The sequence below is a fragment of the Clostridium sp. Marseille-QA1073 genome, from assembly GCF_054863625.1.
In genome coordinates this window covers 127,425-144,156 of sequence record NZ_JBSVQM010000003.1, presented here as the reverse complement: position 1 = coordinate 144,156, position 16,732 = coordinate 127,425, and the positions used below count along the sequence as shown (strand labels likewise).

At 28.6% G+C, this 16,732-nt stretch carries 18 protein-coding genes; all 18 read left to right on the top strand.

The annotated features are described in order from the left end of the window. The first annotated feature begins 16 nt into the window (after window positions 1–16). Entirely contained in the window at window positions 17–1,342 is a 1,326-nt protein-coding gene (rimO, locus tag ACY1IQ_RS03920) for a 30S ribosomal protein S12 methylthiotransferase RimO (RefSeq protein ID WP_461612734.1), read from the top strand. Window positions 1,343–1,393: 51 nt separating this feature from the next. Then, window positions 1,394–1,936 (top strand): CDP-diacylglycerol--glycerol-3-phosphate 3-phosphatidyltransferase, encoded by a 543-nt coding sequence (pgsA, locus tag ACY1IQ_RS03915; protein ID WP_461612733.1) that lies wholly within the window; start codon window positions 1,394–1,396, stop codon window positions 1,934–1,936. 164 nt (window positions 1,937–2,100) lie between these two features. Further along, the gene (recA, locus tag ACY1IQ_RS03910; protein WP_461612732.1) at window positions 2,101–3,135 is read left to right on the top strand and encodes a recombinase RecA; all 1,035 of its coding nucleotides are present in this window, start codon (window positions 2,101–2,103) and stop codon (window positions 3,133–3,135) included. A gap of 490 nt (window positions 3,136–3,625) precedes the next feature. Next, window positions 3,626–5,173: a ribonuclease Y gene (rny, locus tag ACY1IQ_RS03905; RefSeq protein WP_461612731.1), complete on the top strand. Its 1,548-nt coding sequence runs from the start codon at window positions 3,626–3,628 to the stop codon at window positions 5,171–5,173. 149 nt (window positions 5,174–5,322) lie between these two features. Then, window positions 5,323–5,583: a stage V sporulation protein S gene (locus ACY1IQ_RS03900; RefSeq protein WP_039631998.1), complete on the top strand. Its 261-nt coding sequence runs from the start codon at window positions 5,323–5,325 to the stop codon at window positions 5,581–5,583. 553 nt (window positions 5,584–6,136) lie between these two features. Beyond that, a complete protein-coding gene (locus ACY1IQ_RS03895) occupies window positions 6,137–7,330 on the top strand; it encodes a pyridoxal phosphate-dependent aminotransferase (protein WP_461612730.1) in 1,194 nt (397 codons plus the stop codon). A gap of 28 nt (window positions 7,331–7,358) precedes the next feature. Then, window positions 7,359–7,616 (top strand): HPr family phosphocarrier protein, encoded by a 258-nt coding sequence (locus tag ACY1IQ_RS03890; protein WP_461612848.1) that lies wholly within the window; start codon window positions 7,359–7,361, stop codon window positions 7,614–7,616. A 68-nt stretch (window positions 7,617–7,684) separates the two neighbouring features. Next, window positions 7,685–8,665 carry a tyrosine-type recombinase/integrase gene (locus tag ACY1IQ_RS03885; RefSeq protein WP_461612729.1) on the top strand — a complete coding sequence of 327 codons (981 nt, stop codon included), beginning with the start codon at window positions 7,685–7,687 and terminating at the stop codon, window positions 8,663–8,665. A gap of 230 nt (window positions 8,666–8,895) precedes the next feature. Continuing rightward, window positions 8,896–9,498: a superoxide dismutase gene (locus ACY1IQ_RS03880; RefSeq protein ID WP_461612728.1), complete on the top strand. Its 603-nt coding sequence runs from the start codon at window positions 8,896–8,898 to the stop codon at window positions 9,496–9,498. Window positions 9,499–9,712: 214 nt separating this feature from the next. Then, on the top strand, window positions 9,713–10,174 hold the full coding sequence (locus ACY1IQ_RS03875) for a hypothetical protein (protein ID WP_461612727.1): 462 nt from the start codon (window positions 9,713–9,715) through the stop codon (window positions 10,172–10,174). A 755-nt stretch (window positions 10,175–10,929) separates the two neighbouring features. Beyond that, window positions 10,930–11,523, top strand: coding sequence for a C40 family peptidase (locus tag ACY1IQ_RS03870; protein WP_461612726.1), 594 nt, complete (start codon window positions 10,930–10,932; stop codon window positions 11,521–11,523). A 99-nt stretch (window positions 11,524–11,622) separates the two neighbouring features. After that, a complete protein-coding gene (locus ACY1IQ_RS03865; protein WP_461612725.1) occupies window positions 11,623–12,339 on the top strand; it encodes an SPOR domain-containing protein in 717 nt (238 codons plus the stop codon). 445 nt (window positions 12,340–12,784) lie between these two features. Beyond that, complete coding sequence (locus ACY1IQ_RS03860; RefSeq protein ID WP_291584237.1) at window positions 12,785–13,045, top strand: DUF4321 domain-containing protein; 261 nt, start codon at window positions 12,785–12,787, stop codon at window positions 13,043–13,045. Window positions 13,046–13,057: 12 nt separating this feature from the next. Continuing rightward, a complete protein-coding gene (locus ACY1IQ_RS03855) occupies window positions 13,058–13,633 on the top strand; it encodes a Maf-like protein (RefSeq protein WP_461612724.1) in 576 nt (191 codons plus the stop codon). Window positions 13,634–13,649: 16 nt separating this feature from the next. Next, on the top strand, window positions 13,650–14,333 hold the full coding sequence (gene radC, locus ACY1IQ_RS03850; RefSeq protein ID WP_461612723.1) for a RadC family protein: 684 nt from the start codon (window positions 13,650–13,652) through the stop codon (window positions 14,331–14,333). Window positions 14,334–14,355: 22 nt separating this feature from the next. Beyond that, entirely contained in the window at window positions 14,356–15,366 is a 1,011-nt protein-coding gene (locus ACY1IQ_RS03845; RefSeq protein WP_461612722.1) for a rod shape-determining protein, read from the top strand. 2 nt (window positions 15,367–15,368) lie between these two features. Further along, window positions 15,369–16,220, top strand: coding sequence for a rod shape-determining protein MreC (gene mreC / locus ACY1IQ_RS03840; RefSeq protein WP_461612721.1), 852 nt, complete (start codon window positions 15,369–15,371; stop codon window positions 16,218–16,220). A 9-nt stretch (window positions 16,221–16,229) separates the two neighbouring features. Further along, window positions 16,230–16,721 (top strand): rod shape-determining protein MreD, encoded by a 492-nt coding sequence (mreD, locus tag ACY1IQ_RS03835; protein WP_461612720.1) that lies wholly within the window; start codon window positions 16,230–16,232, stop codon window positions 16,719–16,721. Window positions 16,722–16,732 lie beyond the last annotated feature (11 nt).

The following is a 16,732-nucleotide window of genomic DNA, read 5'->3' as shown; positions in this document are numbered from 1 at the left end:
TATAGGAGGAAAACTAGTGGATAAATTGAAAGTTGGAGTAGTAAACTTAGGTTGTGATAAGAATAGAATTGACTCGGAAATTATTATAGGAAATATAAAAGAAAAATTTGAAGTTATAAATGAACCTAATAATGCAGATATTATAATAATAAATACTTGTGGATTCATTGAGAGTTCTAAGCAAGAATCTATAGATACTATACTTGAAATGGCAAGATATAAAGAAGAACATAATTGTAAAGTGCTTATAGCTACAGGATGTTTAACTCAAAGATATGGAAGTGAACTTTTAAAACTTATACCTGAGCTTGATATAATATTAGGGGTAAATGATTATGATAAATTAAATGACAGTATAGAAGATGTATTAAAAAATAATAAAAAAATAGCCTATACTAGTTATAGTGATTCTAATATTAATATTGGGAAAAGAGTGGTTACAACTGGAGGAACTACCGCTTATATAAGAATATCTGAAGGGTGTAATAACAAATGTGCTTATTGTGCTATACCTAGTATAAGAGGTAAGTATAGAAGTAGGACTATAGAAGATATTCTAAAAGAAGCTAAAGAACTTGCTATAAATGGTTATAAAGAGTTAATTTTAGTTGCACAAGATACTACAAGTTATGGTATAGATATATATGGTGAAAAGAAACTACACACATTATTAAATGAGCTATCTAAAATTAAAAGTATTAAATGGATTCGTATATTATATTGTTATGCTGAAGAATTGACAGATGAAATAATAGATGAAATAGCAAGTAATGATAAAGTTTGTAAATATATTGATATACCTATACAACATATAAGTGATAAAATATTAAAAAATATGAGAAGAAAAGGACGAAATAAAACTATAACTGACAATATAAATAAATTAAGAGCTAAGGTCTCTAACGTGGTTTTAAGAACATCTCTTATAGTAGGATTTCCAGGAGAAGGCGAAGAAGACTTTGAAGAGCTTAAAGATTTTGTTAAGGAAATCAAATTTGATAAACTAGGAGTATTTACTTACTCCCAGGAAGAGGGAACTGCTGCAGCTGATATGGATGAACAAATTGATGATGAAATAAAAGAAATGAGATATCATGAGCTTATGGCTCTTCAACAACAGATTTCTAAGGAGTTAAATAAAAATAAAGTGGGCAGAATATACACTGTATTAATAGAAAATAAAGAAGATAAAATGTATATTGGAAGAAGTTATGAAATGGCTCCTGAAATAGATGGTGAAATTTTTATTGAAAATGATAATAATATAAAGATAGGTCAATTTATTGACGTAAAGATTATAAGGGCATTAGAATATGATTTAATAGGAGTTGTTCTACAGTAAAAATATTCATATTTATTCTATAAAATTTTGTTTAAATAGGAGTTGTGTCATATGAATCTTGCAAATAAACTTACAGTGATAAGAATATTATTGGTTCCTGTATTCTTAGTGTTTATAGCATTAAATACTTCTTTAGGAACAATTTTGGCTACCATAGTCTTTGTAGTAGCATCATTAACAGATAAGCTTGATGGATACATAGCTAGAAGCAGAAATCAAGTAACGACCTTTGGAAAGTTTATGGATCCTTTAGCAGACAAGTTATTAGTAACTTCTGCACTGGTTTCTTTAGTTGAGTTACAAGTAATACCAGGGTGGGTAGCTATGATAATAATTGCAAGAGAATTTGCTGTATCTGGTCTTAGAACATTAGCTGCATCAGAAGGTATAGTAATTGCAGCTAGCAACTGGGGAAAGGCTAAAACTGTAATACAAATAGTAGCAATAATAGCAGGATTGGTAACATTAAGCTATGATATTTGGATTATTAGAATAATAACAATGATATCAATGGCGTTAGCTGTTATAATAACTATAGTATCTGGTATAGATTATTTCTACAAAAATGCAAATGTAATTAAAATGGATAAATGATTAAAAACATTTAAAATGGCAATTATAAAAAGGGAGTTCCTGCTTGTAGAGTAGGAACTTCTTATTATATTCTTTTAGTTGACCTATTAAATAATATATTGTATAATATATACAGAACAAATGTTCGTCAAGTGAAAGGATGGTGAACCCTTAAGGGGAGATATATGAATAGTGAAAAGTTAAAAGCCTTAGAAGCAGCTATGGGACAGATAGAAAAACAATTTGGTAAAGGTTCAGTAATGAAGCTTGGAGAAAACAGTGTACTTAATTTAGATTCAATATCTACAGGATGTCTAGGACTAGATATAGGACTAGGAATAGGTGGAGTACCTAGAGGAAGAATTGTAGAGATATTCGGACCAGAGTCTTCTGGTAAAACAACAGTAGCACTACATGTTGTTGCAGAAGCTCAAAAAGCTGGAGGTGTAGCAGCTTTTATAGATGCAGAACATGCATTAGATCCAGTATATGCTAAGGCCTTAGGTGTTGACATAGATAATTTAATAGTTTCCCAACCTGATACTGGAGAGCAAGGTCTTGAGATAACAGAGGCGTTAGTACGTTCAGGTGCAGTAGATGTTGTAGTTGTAGACTCAGTTGCAGCTCTTGTACCAAAAGCAGAAATTGAAGGAGAAATGGGAGACTCTCACGTTGGACTTCAAGCTAGGCTTATGTCACAAGCACTTAGAAAATTAGCAGGATCAATAAATAAATCAAAATGTGTTACTATATTTATAAATCAGCTTAGAGAAAAAGTTGGAGTAATGTTTGGAAATCCTGAGACTACTCCAGGTGGAAGAGCACTTAAATTTTATGCATCAGTTAGAATGGATGTAAGAAAAGTTGATACTATTAAACAAGGTGATGAATTTTTAGGAAATAGAACGAGAGTTAAAATAACTAAAAATAAAGTTGCACCTCCATTTAAACAAGCAGAATTTGATATCATGTATGGCGAAGGAATCTCAAGAGAAGGAGACGTTTTAGATATAGCAGTTAAGGAGGAAATAGTTCAAAAGAGTGGTGCATGGTTCTCTTATGGTGATACAAGATTAGGTCAAGGTAGAGAAAATGCTAAGAATTATTTCAAAGAAAATCCTGAATTAAGATTAGAAATAGAAAATAGAATAAGAGAAAAGTATAACTTACCTTTATATAAGGAAGAAGTTTTAGTAGAAGAAAAAGGTAATGAAAAGTAGCAGGTATTTCTTGCTACTTTTGTTTTTTTATTTTTATAATAATATTATATTAAAAATTAATGTATGGTAAAATAATAGTGAATTTTTGATACAATGTATAATTTTTTTAAAGCTAATATTTTTGTATAAAAATGTTATATAATTATATTAAAAGATAGTAGAAATAGATGGTTAATAACAATGAAGAGATATTTATAGATACATAACAAATAAATTCAATTATTTGGAAATTTTTCTTTTATCTTTCAATAATTTTGAATATATATATGAATAATTGGATATAATTTTAATATTATAAAAAAGTATATATTTTACCTGTTTGTAGCATACCAAGCAACTTGACATTATATAGAAAGTAATATAAAATAAATACAAATACTGGTTTAGCATAATGTAATTGCTACCAATTGAATAAAATATGACACCTTTTCTAGCTTTCATTTTCAATCCAAATAGATATTAAAATGAGCAAAGGAGGTGTTAACATACAATGGATACAAGAATGTTATTAGGGATAGGTATTGTATTAATTGTTATTTTCATTGGAATTTTTGTTGTTGTTTATACTAGAAAAAATATATCACAGGCTAATATTGCAAAGTCAGAAGAAGAATCTAAAAAAATTATAGAAGAAGCTAAAAAAGATGCTGAATCTAAAAAGAAAGAAGCTATACTTGAGGCTAAAGAGGAAGTTCATAGACTGAGAACTGACCTTGAAAAAGAGTCTAGAGAGAGAAGAAATGAAATTCAGAGGCTTGAAAGAAGAACAATTCAAAGAGAAGAATCTTTAGATAAAAAGAGTGCAGTATTAGAGAAAAAAGAAGAAAATCTAAATAAAAAACAACAAGAAGTTGAAATATTAGAATCAAGTATACAAGATTTGTATACTAAACAAAGAGAAGAATTAGAGAGAGTATCAGGTCTTACATCTGATGAAGCAAAGCAGATTTTACTAGACGAAGTAAGAAAAGAAATTAAGCATGAAGCAGCAGTTATGATTAAAGAAGTTGAACAAAAGGCTAAAGAAGAGGCTGATAAAAAAGCCAGAGAAATCATAACATATGCTATTCAAAGATGTGCTGCAGATCATGTTGCAGAGTCTACTGTACACGTAGTTTCTCTTCCAAATGATGAAATGAAAGGAAGAATAATAGGTAGAGAGGGTAGAAATATTAGAGCCCTTGAAACTCTTACAGGAGTAGATTTAATTATTGATGATACTCCAGAAGCAGTAATTCTTTCAGGATTTGATCCAATAAGAAGAGAAGTTGCAAGAATAGCTTTAGAAAAGCTTATAGTAGATGGAAGAATACATCCAGCAAGAATTGAAGAAATGGTAGAAAAAGCTAAGAAAGATGTTGAAAATGATATTAAGGAAGAAGGAGAACAAGCTACCTTTGAAACAGGTGTACACGGTCTACATATTGAAATATTAAAATTATTAGGAAGACTGAAGTACAGAACAAGTTATGGTCAAAATGTATTAAAGCATTCCGTTGAGGTTGCTTATTTAGCAGGACTTATGGCATCAGAGCTTGGCATGGATCCGACATTGGCAAAAAGATGCGGATTATTACATGACATTGGTAAAGCTGTAGACCATGAAGTTGAAGGACCACACGCATTAATAGGTGCAGAACTTGCTAAAAAATATCATGAATCACCAATAGTTGTAAATGCTATAGCAGCTCATCATGGTGATGTAGAATCTCAATCTTTAGAAGCAGTATTAGTTCAAGCAGCTGATGCTATTTCTGCTGCAAGGCCAGGTGCGAGAAGAGAAACATTGGAAGCTTATATTAAAAGATTAGAAAAACTTGAAGAAATTGCAAATTCTTATGAAGGCGTTGAAAAGTCATATGCCATTCAGGCTGGAAGAGAAATTAGAATTATGATTAAACCAGAAGAAATTGATGATGCAGGAGCTATTGAAGTGGCTAGGGATATTGTTAAGAAAATAGAGAGTGAACTTGAATATCCAGGTCAAATTAAAGTTAATGTAATCAGAGAAACTCGTGCTATTGAGTATGCAAAATAGTAAAAAGTAGAAATTTAAAATAAAAATGAAAAAAATAATCTTCTTAAATTTTGGAAATTTTAATTTTATTCAAAATTTAAGAGGATTTTTTTGATTATTGTAGAATTATATATTATCACAATAGAATGTTTACTTATAGGAGGTTAATCATGGAGGTATTAAAAGTTTCAGCAAAATCAAGTCCAAATTCAGTAGCAGGAGCATTAGCAGGTGTTTTAAGAGAAAAAGGTGCAGCTGAAATTCAAGCTATCGGTGCAGGAGCTCTTAATCAAGCTATAAAATCAGTAGCAATAGCTAGAGGGTTTGTAGCGCCAAGTGGAGTAGATTTAGTTTGTATTCCAGCATTTACAGATATAGAGATTGAAGGCGAAGAAAGAACAGCGATAAGATTAATTGTTCAGCCTAGATAAAACTAATTAATTTACATAGAAGAAAGACATGAATTATAAAGCCATGTCTTTTTTATTTAAACCACATTTAAATATCCGGTTACCTTACATATATAAATACAATATGGAACTTTAAAATATACTCTTGAAAATAGATTTGCTATACAAATGACTTAACCACTTAAAAGCTAAGGATTAATAATTAACAGTGAAGAATTTAAGATAAAATTTATTCTAAAAACTCCGAAAGCTTTGATAGTAGGGTTTTAACCATAATTCTTCATTTTTCATTCTTAATTTTTACTAAGAAATTCTATATAATAACTTTAAATTAAAAACTAATTTACATAATATTTTAATTTTCATGTTAAAAATATATTTATATATAAATTTAATTTTAAAATATAATCTTTATTTTGATAAATAGTCAAAATATGCCTTATAAAATTATTTACACTGAGTATAATAAATGATATATTATAGATGATATGACGTATATCCTTCATTTTATTGAAATATGAAGGGGAGTATGCAGATAACTTATAAAATTAAGAAAATTTTGGGGGTAGTAACTATGAAATTATCAAATAAAGCTATGCAAATTTCTCCATCATTGACTTTAGCAATAACAGCTAAAGCAAAAAAAATGAAAGCAGATGGCATAGATGTAATAGGCTTTGGTGCAGGAGAGCCAGATTTTAATACTCCAAAAAACATTCAAGAGGCTGGCATAAAAGCTATACAAGAGGGGTTGACAAGATATACAGCTGCTTCAGGAATAGCAGAGCTTAAAGATGTTATAGTAAACAAATTTAAAGTAGATAATAATTTAATTTACAAACCTTCTCAAATAGTAATTTCAACTGGAGCTAAACAATGTTTAGCAAACGCGTTACAAGCAATACTAAATCCTGGAGATGAAGTATTAGTAGGAGTACCTTACTGGGTGAGTTATCCTGAACTTATTCAATTAGCTGATAGTAAAGCTGTATTCGTAGAAACTAAGGAAGAAAACGCTTTCAAATTAACAGTTGAAGCATTAGAAAAAGCTACAACAAATAAAACAAAAGCCTTTATATTAAATAGCCCTAATAATCCAACAGGAACTGTTTATACTAAAGAAGAGCTAGTAAAACTTGCTGAGTTTGCTAAGGAAAAGGACCTACTAATAATATCAGATGAAATATATGAAAAATTATTATATGGAGTAGAAGGACATATTTCAATTGCAAGTATCTCAGAAGACGCGTATAATAGAACAATAGTTATTAACGGAGTTTCTAAAGCATATGCTATGACTGGTTGGAGAATAGGATACGCTGCAACTAGCGAAGAGATAATTAAGCTTATGTCTAATATTCAAAGTCATACAACTTCAAATCCTTGTTCAATATCTCAATACGCTTCAGTAGAAGCTTTAAATGGAGATCAAAGTGAAGTTGAAAATATGAAAAAACAATTTAAAGCAAGAAGAGATTTTATGGTTGATAGAATTAACTCAATAAACAATTTATCTTGTGTTAAACCAGAAGGAGCTTTCTATGTTATGGTTAACATAAGCAAAGTTTTGGGTAAGGAATTTGATGGAAAAGTAATTAAGGATTCCTTAACTTTCTCCGATTTACTATTAGAGAAAGAAAAAGTTGCAGTTGTGCCAGGAATAGCTTTTGGAGTTGATAACTTTATAAGATTATCTTATGCGACATCTATGGATAACATTAAAAATGGATTAGATAGAATTGAAAAATTCGTAAATAGCATAGGATAGTTTTAAATAAACTGTAGAGGTGATGCTAGTGGTATCAAGAGATGTTATTGTAAAAAACCCACAAGGGTTACATGCAAGACCAGCTACACTGTTAGTTAGAGTAGCTTCATCTTTCAAATCAAATATAAATATTGAGTACAATGGAAAAAGCGCTAATGCTAAAAGCTTGATAGGGATACTATCTTTAGGCATAAATAAAGATTATAAGATTACTGTTTCAGCTAAAGGTAGCGATAAAGAAAAGGCGTTAGGAAGTATTTGTGACTTAATAGAAAGCTTCGAATAATTAACATAATAAAAGCTGCTGACGTTTGTTAGCAGTTTTTATTATGTTATAGACATTAGGTGATAAATGTGAACAATGATATTATTATTAAAAATCAACAAAGAATAACTAATTTATTTAATGATAAAAATTTTATAAGATATTTTTTAGAATTAAAAGCTAATAAAAGCAAACATACTGCTAAAAGTTATGAGAGAGATATTAAAGATTTTTTTAAAGTAGAATATGTTGAAGATATAACAATTAATCATATTAGAGCAGTAACTATATTTGATGCTCAAAATTACATTTTAGAATTAAGCTCTAAGAAATTTTCTTCTGCTACTATAAATAGAAAAATTTCATCATTAAGTGCACTTTATAAGTGGCTATTAAAATTTCAAGATAATAGTACAAGAAGTGAGCTTATAAAATATAATCCTTTTGGTAATTTAAAAGAAGAAAAACCAATTATAAATAATAGGGACACAGAATTTTTAACAAAGGAAGAATGTAAAATTTTACTTCAAAGCATAGATATTTCTAGTATAATAGGTCTTAGAAATAAGGCTATAATGTCATTAGCATTGACTACAGCCTTAAGAAAATCAGAAATTATAAACATAAAATTAAAAGATGTAACTACATATGGAGGTTATGATGTTATTAACATAACTAGAAAAGGTAATATTAAAGATATAATAAAAATTCAAAAAGAGGTATTAAATCTAATAAAACAATATGTTGAAAAAAGTAATAGAGATTTTAAAAAAAATTGGGATGAATATTTGTTCTTAGGTCATTCTAAAAATAGCTTAAAAAAGGAAAAATTAAATCCTAGCAGCTTAAATTATATAATTAAGCAAATTTGTAAAAATGCAAATATAAATAAAGATTTAAAAGTTCATTCTACCAGGCATACTGCTATAACGCTAGCTATAACAGAGGGAGCAACTATAGAAAAAGTAAGGGAATTTGCAGGACACAAAAATTTAGCAACTACAAATAGATATGTTCACTCTATAGATAAATTAAAAAATAATGCAGGCGATATTATAGATATTCTTTAAAGCTAATATACAATTAAAGTATATTAGCTTTAATTATATATAAAAAATAATACAGTAACTTCCTTCTCTATCCTAGTAGAAGTAAATTTTATGAATTTTAAAGGAATAGATTAAATATAATGTATTAGAGCGTCTAAAATGGATTAATTAGTCATATGAAGAATTAAATAATATTAATGATTGATTATTTATTTATTGATGCATAAAGTAATAATTTAGGAGAGTGTATAATGGAGGAGAAATTAAGTCCTAAAACTTTTAATTTTAAGAATATTAAAGGAATAAGCTTAAATCAATTAGATCAACACTATAAATTATACGAAGGATATGTAACGAATGTTAACAAAATATGGAGTGGTATAAGGAAACAAAGGGATTTTGAAGGAACAAATGCTACTTTTAGTCCCTATAGAAGTCTTTTAGTAGCTCAAGGTTTTGCACTAGATGGAGTTAAGCTTCATGAGCTTTATTTTGAAAACATGAATGGAGAAGTAAAGGGTATATCATCATGTGTTTATGAGGCAATACTTGAAAGTTTTGGTAGTTATGATTTTTTTGAAAAATTGTTTAAAAATGCAGGTTTAGCAGTTAGGGGATGGGCAGTACTTGCATATGAACCTATGGATAAAAAACTCCATGTGTATGGACTTGATAGCCATGATTGTGGACCTATATGGAATGCTTATCCATTACTTGTTTTAGATGTTTACGAGCATGCATATATGATTGATTTTGGAATTGATAGAAAAAAATATATTGAGGTTTTTATGAATAATATTGATTGGAGAGTTGTAAATAATAGGATGGTTGCATTAAGAAAAATGTTGAATTAATTTATAGGATTATGCATAGATTTTAATGTAAGGAGTCTGAAGTAAAATAACTAGTAAAAGAACATAAAATGAATGTTTTATATCAATATGCAGGGAAGCATCCTTAATAGTCTTGATATCAGCAAGTTCTGTTAAGGTACCATTTACAAAATGGAATAGTATATTTTCTAGTTATTTATTTTTTGATCTTCAATATAAATATGGGGGTATCATAATGTATTCAGATAATGAAAGAAATCTTGATGGAAATGCAGTTCAAGAATATGAGTTTGTTCCTATAGAGCCGATGAATAATACGAACATGTCTAAAGAGATGGAAGAATTCATTGCTATGTATTGTATGATGGGAATTATGCCAATGCAAAGAGGTAATCCTATGGGATTTATAACACCTATGCCATGGATTATGGATGAAGAAGATAATGAATTTAAAGTTTTTGATGAAGAAGAAGATTTAAGAGGAAACGTAAATGAAAATTTAGGATTTTTAGATAATGATCTAAAAACAGCACAAGGATATCCTGGATATAATTATTTAAAAATTGATAGAATAGTTAATAGAATAGAAAGAAATAATCCAGGTATATTTAGATTTTTAGAGTCTAAAGGAGTTCCATACATGAGAGCAAGAAATTTTGTGAGAAGAATAGTAAGATTAACTCTTATGTATAGTTAAAATAATGAGTAGCATAATGCTACTCATTATTTTTTACATATTTAAAAGTATAACTGTATCCTTGAGTATCTCAATTTACAACTCTAATCAATTTAGAATTGAAAATGGACAATTGAAAATTATGATGGAAATTAATTTTACAAATTAATTTCTTTAATAAATAGATTTTTAGCTAGCAATATAATTGCCAGTTCTCTACCTCTGGGGAACAGTAGTGAAACCCTTTAGGATTCCCCTGAGGTGCAGTATAGTTTGGAACAATACTAATGATTTAAACTAATACTGTGAAAAGATCACATATGAGAATATTTTTATTAAGAAGTTACTTTGTCACTTTTAAAAGGAATAAGTCCAAACTTCTCTTATAAAAGAAAAGTATCAATAATTGTCCATTGTCAATCGCCAATTCTCAATTTCATATTAATGTAAACTTAAATAATTTAATAGTACAATTTTATGAATTTATATATTAGATTTGAAAGTAGTAAATCTATAAATATATGCTTTTATAAGTTAAAATATAACAACATTATTTTGAAATATATACTTATTTAGGAATATTTGTCTTAATAAAAAAGTTGACTAGATGTAGTTTAATAATTTATAATGTCTTTAAGTTAAAATTTACTAAATATAATATATATTATACAGTAATTAACCTTAGAACATTATATGATAACGTTATATATTAATTTAGAGGCAATTATTTTAAGGTTATTAAGATGTATAGTTATTAGTCTTTAGGGGGAAAATTTATGTTAAATATGAAGAAAGTCTGCGGGCTGTTATTAAATTTAATGTTGTTTATATTTGCAGTTACTTTAATAAATTGCAAAAGTGTACAAGCTACCGAAACACCTAAAAAGAAAAATGAAATAATATTACGTTCAGCTAATTTATCAACAGATAAGACAATAAAAGTTCCAAATAGAACATTAGAAAACAAGAGGCTATCTAGAGGTGGAAGTGAATCTACACCAGAGGTTGCTTATGATATAGTAGATTTAGCTTGTACTAAGCTTGGAAGTCCATATGTTTGGGCAGCAACTGGACCAGAGGTTTTTGATTGTTCAGGATTTACAAAGTATGTTTTTAGCAATTATGGTATAGACTTACCACATTATACTGGTTCACAGATAAGATACGGTAGAGGAGTTTCAAGATCAGGTTTAGAACCAGGAGATTTAATATTTTTTAATACTGATGGATACTCTGTATCTCATGTAGGAATATATATGGGTAATGGTCAATTTATACATGCAGCTTCAGGAACTGGAAGGGTAATAATAAGTGATTTAGGAGAAGATTATTATTCCACCAGGTATGTAGGTGGAAGAAGAATATTTTAGAATTTAAACCGGCAGTAATGTCGGTTTTTTATCATAATCCTCATAAACTATGAATATAAATTAAGGACAAGTATTTATAGGTTATAGGAGGGGGACAAAATGAAATACACAAGATATAATATAAAACCTAAGAAAAAAAATAATAATTTGATTTATCTTTTAATTATAATGTTAATTGCATTGTTATTAACTATTATGCTCTTTAACAAGTTTTCTTCTAATGATGATTTAAAAAAAGATAATAAAGAGATTACAGAAACAAAAAAAGAAAAGAAGAATGAAGAAACTAAAGGTGCAGAGAAAAATGTTAAAAGTAGCGACTTTATACTAATTCAATGTGGTGTATTTAAAGTAAAAGAAAATGCTGATAAGTTAAAAAAACAGCTAAATTCTTTTGGTAGTCCTTTTATTGTAGAACAAGATAATACTTATAAAGTATATCAAGGTATATATACTGAAAATGATTGTGATAAAATTATAGAAAAATTGAACGGAAATAAGATTCCAAATAATAAAATAGCAATAACCTTACCCTATGAAGATTTATCTATAGTTGAGTTAAGTAAAATTATAGAGGCTAAATTAAAGGTAATAAATAAAACATCAGATGCACAAGTTAAATCTATAAAAACTACTGAATTAAAAAAGTGGGTGTCTTCTTTAGAAAATTTGAAGGAGGATACTCGTTCATATAATGATGTTAAAGAAATAAAAAGTTATATAGCTTCTCTTCCAGAGGAAGTGGACAAGAAAAAATCAGAGGAAATGAATATATATATATATAACAAATTAATAAAGTTTAAAATAACTAGTTAAATAGTAGAACAGGTATAGCCTGTTCTATTTGTATATTTATAAATGTAAAAAAGTGCAAACCCTAATATAAAATTTAATATAGTTATTTTCTTAGGCATTTTAATGTTAATTATGGTCGAAATTAATTCTTTACGAATTAATTTTTAAAATATACTTTTTTACTAATGAATTCATTGCTAGATTTTATACAAGTAACTCCGTTGATTTAAAAATAAATTAATTTTAAATCTTCTTATGAAGAAAAACGATTTATAATTGTGAATTTATGACTGGGTTCATGAATTGAGAAAACATGACTTTTAGTCATTTTTAAATTTACCTGTTTGATACCTTAAAATCCAAATTAAGGAACAGAAAATTTTTCTAAAAACTATATTATAGACTTGTTAATCATTTTATTAAATGATACACTATATAAGATAAAGAAATAAATGGGGGATATAAATTGAAAAATTCAGAAAGGAAAACCAGAGAATACATTTTTGTTATACTACTGGCAGCCATTTCTGGTAGTTTCATTGGGGAAGTGTTATCTAAAAGCGTTAGCTTTTTAGATATATTAGGAAGATCTTATTCCATTGGATTAAGTGATCCTTTTTTGTTAAACTTAAAAGTAATAGGGATAACTTTTGGTATCTATTTCAATATTAACTTAATGTCTATTATTTGTGTAATATTGGCAATAATATTATTTAGAAAATATTAGGAGTGAACAATTATGAAGATTATACTGGCATCAGCTTCAGAAAGAAGAAAAGAACTTTTAACTAGAATTACAGAAAATTTTGAAGTGATTGTTAGTGACTTTGATGAAAGCACTATAAGCTTTGATAATAATTGTGAAGAGTATGTTATTAACTTAGCAAAGGGAAAAGCTTTTAATATACTTGAAAAGCTAAATGAACATTCTCTTGTAATTGCTTGTGACACTATAGTGTATAGTGAAGGCAAGGTATTGGGAAAACCCAAAAATGAAGAGGATGCTATTATCATGCTTAAAATGCTTAGTGGCAAAGCTCATAAAGTATACTCCGGAATAGTAGTTTTAGATACAAAAACTAATAATATGAAATTTGATGCTGTTTGTACAGAGGTTAAATTTTCAGAACTTAGTGATGAAACTATAGAGAAATATGTAAAAACTGGAGAGCCTTTAGATAAGGCTGGGGCTTATGGTATACAAGGTAGAGCAGCAACATTTGTAGAAGGTATTAATGGTTGTTATTATAATGTGGTAGGCTTACCTTTAAATAGGCTAAATACTTTACTTATGGAGATGGGGGTAAATCTTTAATAAGGAAGTGTTATGTTTGAACAATTTTAAACTTACGGATTTACCTAAAAATGAAAGACCTCGTGAGAGACTTTTTAGATATGGTGCATATGCACTATCTAATGCAGAACTTTTAGCAATTATTTTGCGAACAGGAAGTCAAAAAGAAGATGTTTTAAGTTTATGCAATAGAATAATATCAGACTGTAATGGATTAAATGGACTTCTTAGTTGTGATACTCAAGACTTTTTAAGTTTGTGTGGTATAGGAGAAGCTAAGGCAGCACAACTTATAGCATTATCAGAAATTTCAAAGCGTTTTAAAACCTTTAAGTCTGGCGATGAATATAGAATAACCAGTGCTAAATCAGCAGCAGAATATGTCATGGAAGATATGAGGTATTTGAAAAAAGAATATCTCAAGTTAATAATGCTTAATAGCAAAAATGTAGTTATATCTGTAAAACATATATCTGTTGGCAGCTTAAATAGTTCTATTGTTCATCCTAGGGAAGTATTTCTAGAAGCTATAAAAAATAGTAGTGCTTCAATAATTATTTGCCATAACCATCCATCAGGAGATCCTACTCCAAGTAAAGAAGATATCAATATTACAAATAGACTTAAAGAATGTGGAAAGATACTAGGCATAGAGGTTTTAGACCATATTATAATTGGGAATGGTATTTATGTTAGCTTAAAAGAAAGAGCATTTTTATAGAAACGAAAGGAGAAAAAAGTATATGGGATTTTTTGCTAAATCAAGAGATATGGGAATAGATTTAGGGACTGCTAATACATTAGTTTATGTAAAAGGAAAAGGAATAGTGTTAAGAGAGCCATCAGTTGTGGCTATAAATAAAAAGACAAACAGGGTTTTAGCTGTAGGAAATGAAGCTAAACAAATGATAGGAAGAACTCCAGGTAACATTGTAGCTATAAGACCAATGCGAGATGGAGTTATTGCTGACTTTGACGTTACTGAAAAAATGCTAAGAAGCTTTATTGAAAAAGCAGGGGCAAAAAATGGATTTAAAAGCCCAAGAATAGTGGTTTCTTTTCCATCAGGAGTAACTGAAGTAGAAAAAAGAGCTATAGAAGAAGCGACAAAAAGTGCAGGTGCTAGATTTGCTTGTCTTTTAGAAGAACCAATGGCGGCAGCTATAGGTGCTGGACTTCCAGTTGATGAACCAACAGGTAGTATGATTGTAGATATTGGTGGAGGAACTACAGAAGTAGCTATTATTTCTCTAGGCGGAATAGTAACTAGTAAATCTTTAAGAGTTGCTGGGGATGAGTTAGATAAGGCAATAATAGCTTACATAAAAAAACAATATAGCTTAATGATAGGTGAACGTACAGCTGAAGCAATAAAAATAGAATTAGGTTCTGCCTTCGATTTAGGTGAAGAAGAAAGAACTATGGAGATTAAAGGGAGAGACTTAATTTCTGGGTTGCCGAAAGTGGCAGAAATCAATGAAAGTGAAGTTAGAGAAGCATTAAAAGAACCCGTATACTCTATAATTGACTCAATAAAAACTACACTTGAAAAAACACCACCAGAACTTGCCGCAGATATTATGGACAAAGGTATAATGTTAACTGGTGGAGGCGCATTGTTAAGAGGGATAGATGCACTAATTTACCACGAAACTCATATGCCAGTAAATGTAGCTGACATTCCACTAGATTGTGTAGCTATAGGAGCTGGAAAAGCACTAGATAATATAGATATAATGTATAAAAGAGGATAAATTTGAAGAAGTTCAAGAATAAACTGGCAGTAATAGTTGTACTACTGTCAGTATGCTTTTTGTTTCTTATTGGATATAGTGTTCAAAGAGAAAAAATGTCTTTCGTGGAAAATGGTGTTGGATACACCTTAAATAGTATTCAAAGTGTAGTTTATAATATAGGAAATAAAATAAAAAACTCCTTTAGTTTTATTACTAATATAAATAATATAAAAGAAGAAAATGAGAAGTTAAAAGAGGAAAATATTAAACTATCTCAAATGTCAACGGAAAATGAAATTCTTACTAGTGAAAATGAAAGATTAAGAAATATGTTAAATTTCACTAATTCTAAAAATGAGTATAAATATATAGGTGCTGATATTAAAGGATTAAGTGGAGAAAATTTTTTAGATGGATTTGTTATAAATAGAGGTAGCAAAGATGGAATTAAAAAAGGCATGGTAGCAATTACAGCAGAAGGATTAGTAGGACAAGTCACTTCTGTAGGAAGCAATTGGTCGATAGTACAGTCTTTATGTAATGAAAATATAGCTGTTGCAGCACACGTATTATCAACTAAAGAAAGTGATGGGATTGTAAAAGGATACAGAGGAAATGACGAAAAATTTCTTGCAGAAATTACAGGACTTTCAATTAGCTCTAAGATAAAAGAAGGAGATACTATCTTAACTTCAGGATTAGGATTAGTTTATCCTAAAGGAATAAAAATAGGCACTGTGTTAGAGGTAAAGGAAGATAAAGCTGCTGTAATGAAAAGTGCAATAATAAAGCCAGCTGTAGACTTTAATACTTTGGAACAAGTATTAATAGTAGTACCAACTGACACTATAGAAGTTAAATATAAATATTAGGTGATTAAAATGAAGAAAGTAGTAACACTATTTTTTATATGTATTGGACTTACTATGTTAGATAATACATTAAGTACATTTATTGCTATTAAATCTATTTATCCTAGCATTTTATTTGTTTTTATAATTTCCTACTCAATAATAAATGGTCCAGTGGAGGCAATTATTTTAGGTATATTTGCTGGTGCACTGCAAGATATTTATTTATTTAATGGATTAGGCATTAATATGCTTACTAATATGCTTACTTGCTATATTGCAGCACAAATTGGTAAAAGCATATTTAAAGAAAAATCCTTTGTTCCGATAATTTCAACTTTTTTTCTTAGTATTTTAAAAGGAGTTATGATGTTTAGCTTATTTTATTTATTAAAGATAAAAGTTAATATACAAACAGCACTATATGTAAGCATATACAATATGATTTTATCTATAATTTTATATAGATATGTTTACAAACTTTCTGAAAAAAAATTTATGAAGAAAGATTGGAGATTTTAGGATAGTGGTAT

Bases quoted from the DNA above. Each gene is read 5' to 3' on its own strand.
- ACY1IQ_RS03880 (WP_461612728.1), top strand. From the start codon at position 8,896: ATGGAGGAGAAATTAAGTCCTAAAACTTTTAATTTTAAGAATATTAAA.
- rny (WP_461612731.1), top strand. From the start codon at position 3,626: ATGGATACAAGAATGTTATTAGGGATAGGTATTGTATTAATTGTTATT.
- ACY1IQ_RS03870 (WP_461612726.1), top strand. From the start codon at position 10,930: ATGTTAAATATGAAGAAAGTCTGCGGGCTGTTATTAAATTTAATGTTG.
- ACY1IQ_RS03855 (WP_461612724.1), top strand. From the start codon at position 13,058: ATGAAGATTATACTGGCATCAGCTTCAGAAAGAAGAAAAGAACTTTTA.
- recA (WP_461612732.1), top strand. From the start codon at position 2,101: ATGAATAGTGAAAAGTTAAAAGCCTTAGAAGCAGCTATGGGACAGATA.
- ACY1IQ_RS03875 (WP_461612727.1), top strand. From the start codon at position 9,713: ATGTATTCAGATAATGAAAGAAATCTTGATGGAAATGCAGTTCAAGAA.
- pgsA (WP_461612733.1), top strand. From the start codon at position 1,394: ATGAATCTTGCAAATAAACTTACAGTGATAAGAATATTATTGGTTCCT.
- ACY1IQ_RS03865 (WP_461612725.1), top strand. From the start codon at position 11,623: ATGAAATACACAAGATATAATATAAAACCTAAGAAAAAAAATAATAAT.
- ACY1IQ_RS03900 (WP_039631998.1), top strand. From the start codon at position 5,323: ATGGAGGTATTAAAAGTTTCAGCAAAATCAAGTCCAAATTCAGTAGCA.
- ACY1IQ_RS03895 (WP_461612730.1), top strand. From the start codon at position 6,137: ATGAAATTATCAAATAAAGCTATGCAAATTTCTCCATCATTGACTTTA.
- ACY1IQ_RS03845 (WP_461612722.1), top strand. From the start codon at position 14,356: ATGGGATTTTTTGCTAAATCAAGAGATATGGGAATAGATTTAGGGACT.
- mreD (WP_461612720.1), top strand. From the start codon at position 16,230: ATGAAGAAAGTAGTAACACTATTTTTTATATGTATTGGACTTACTATG.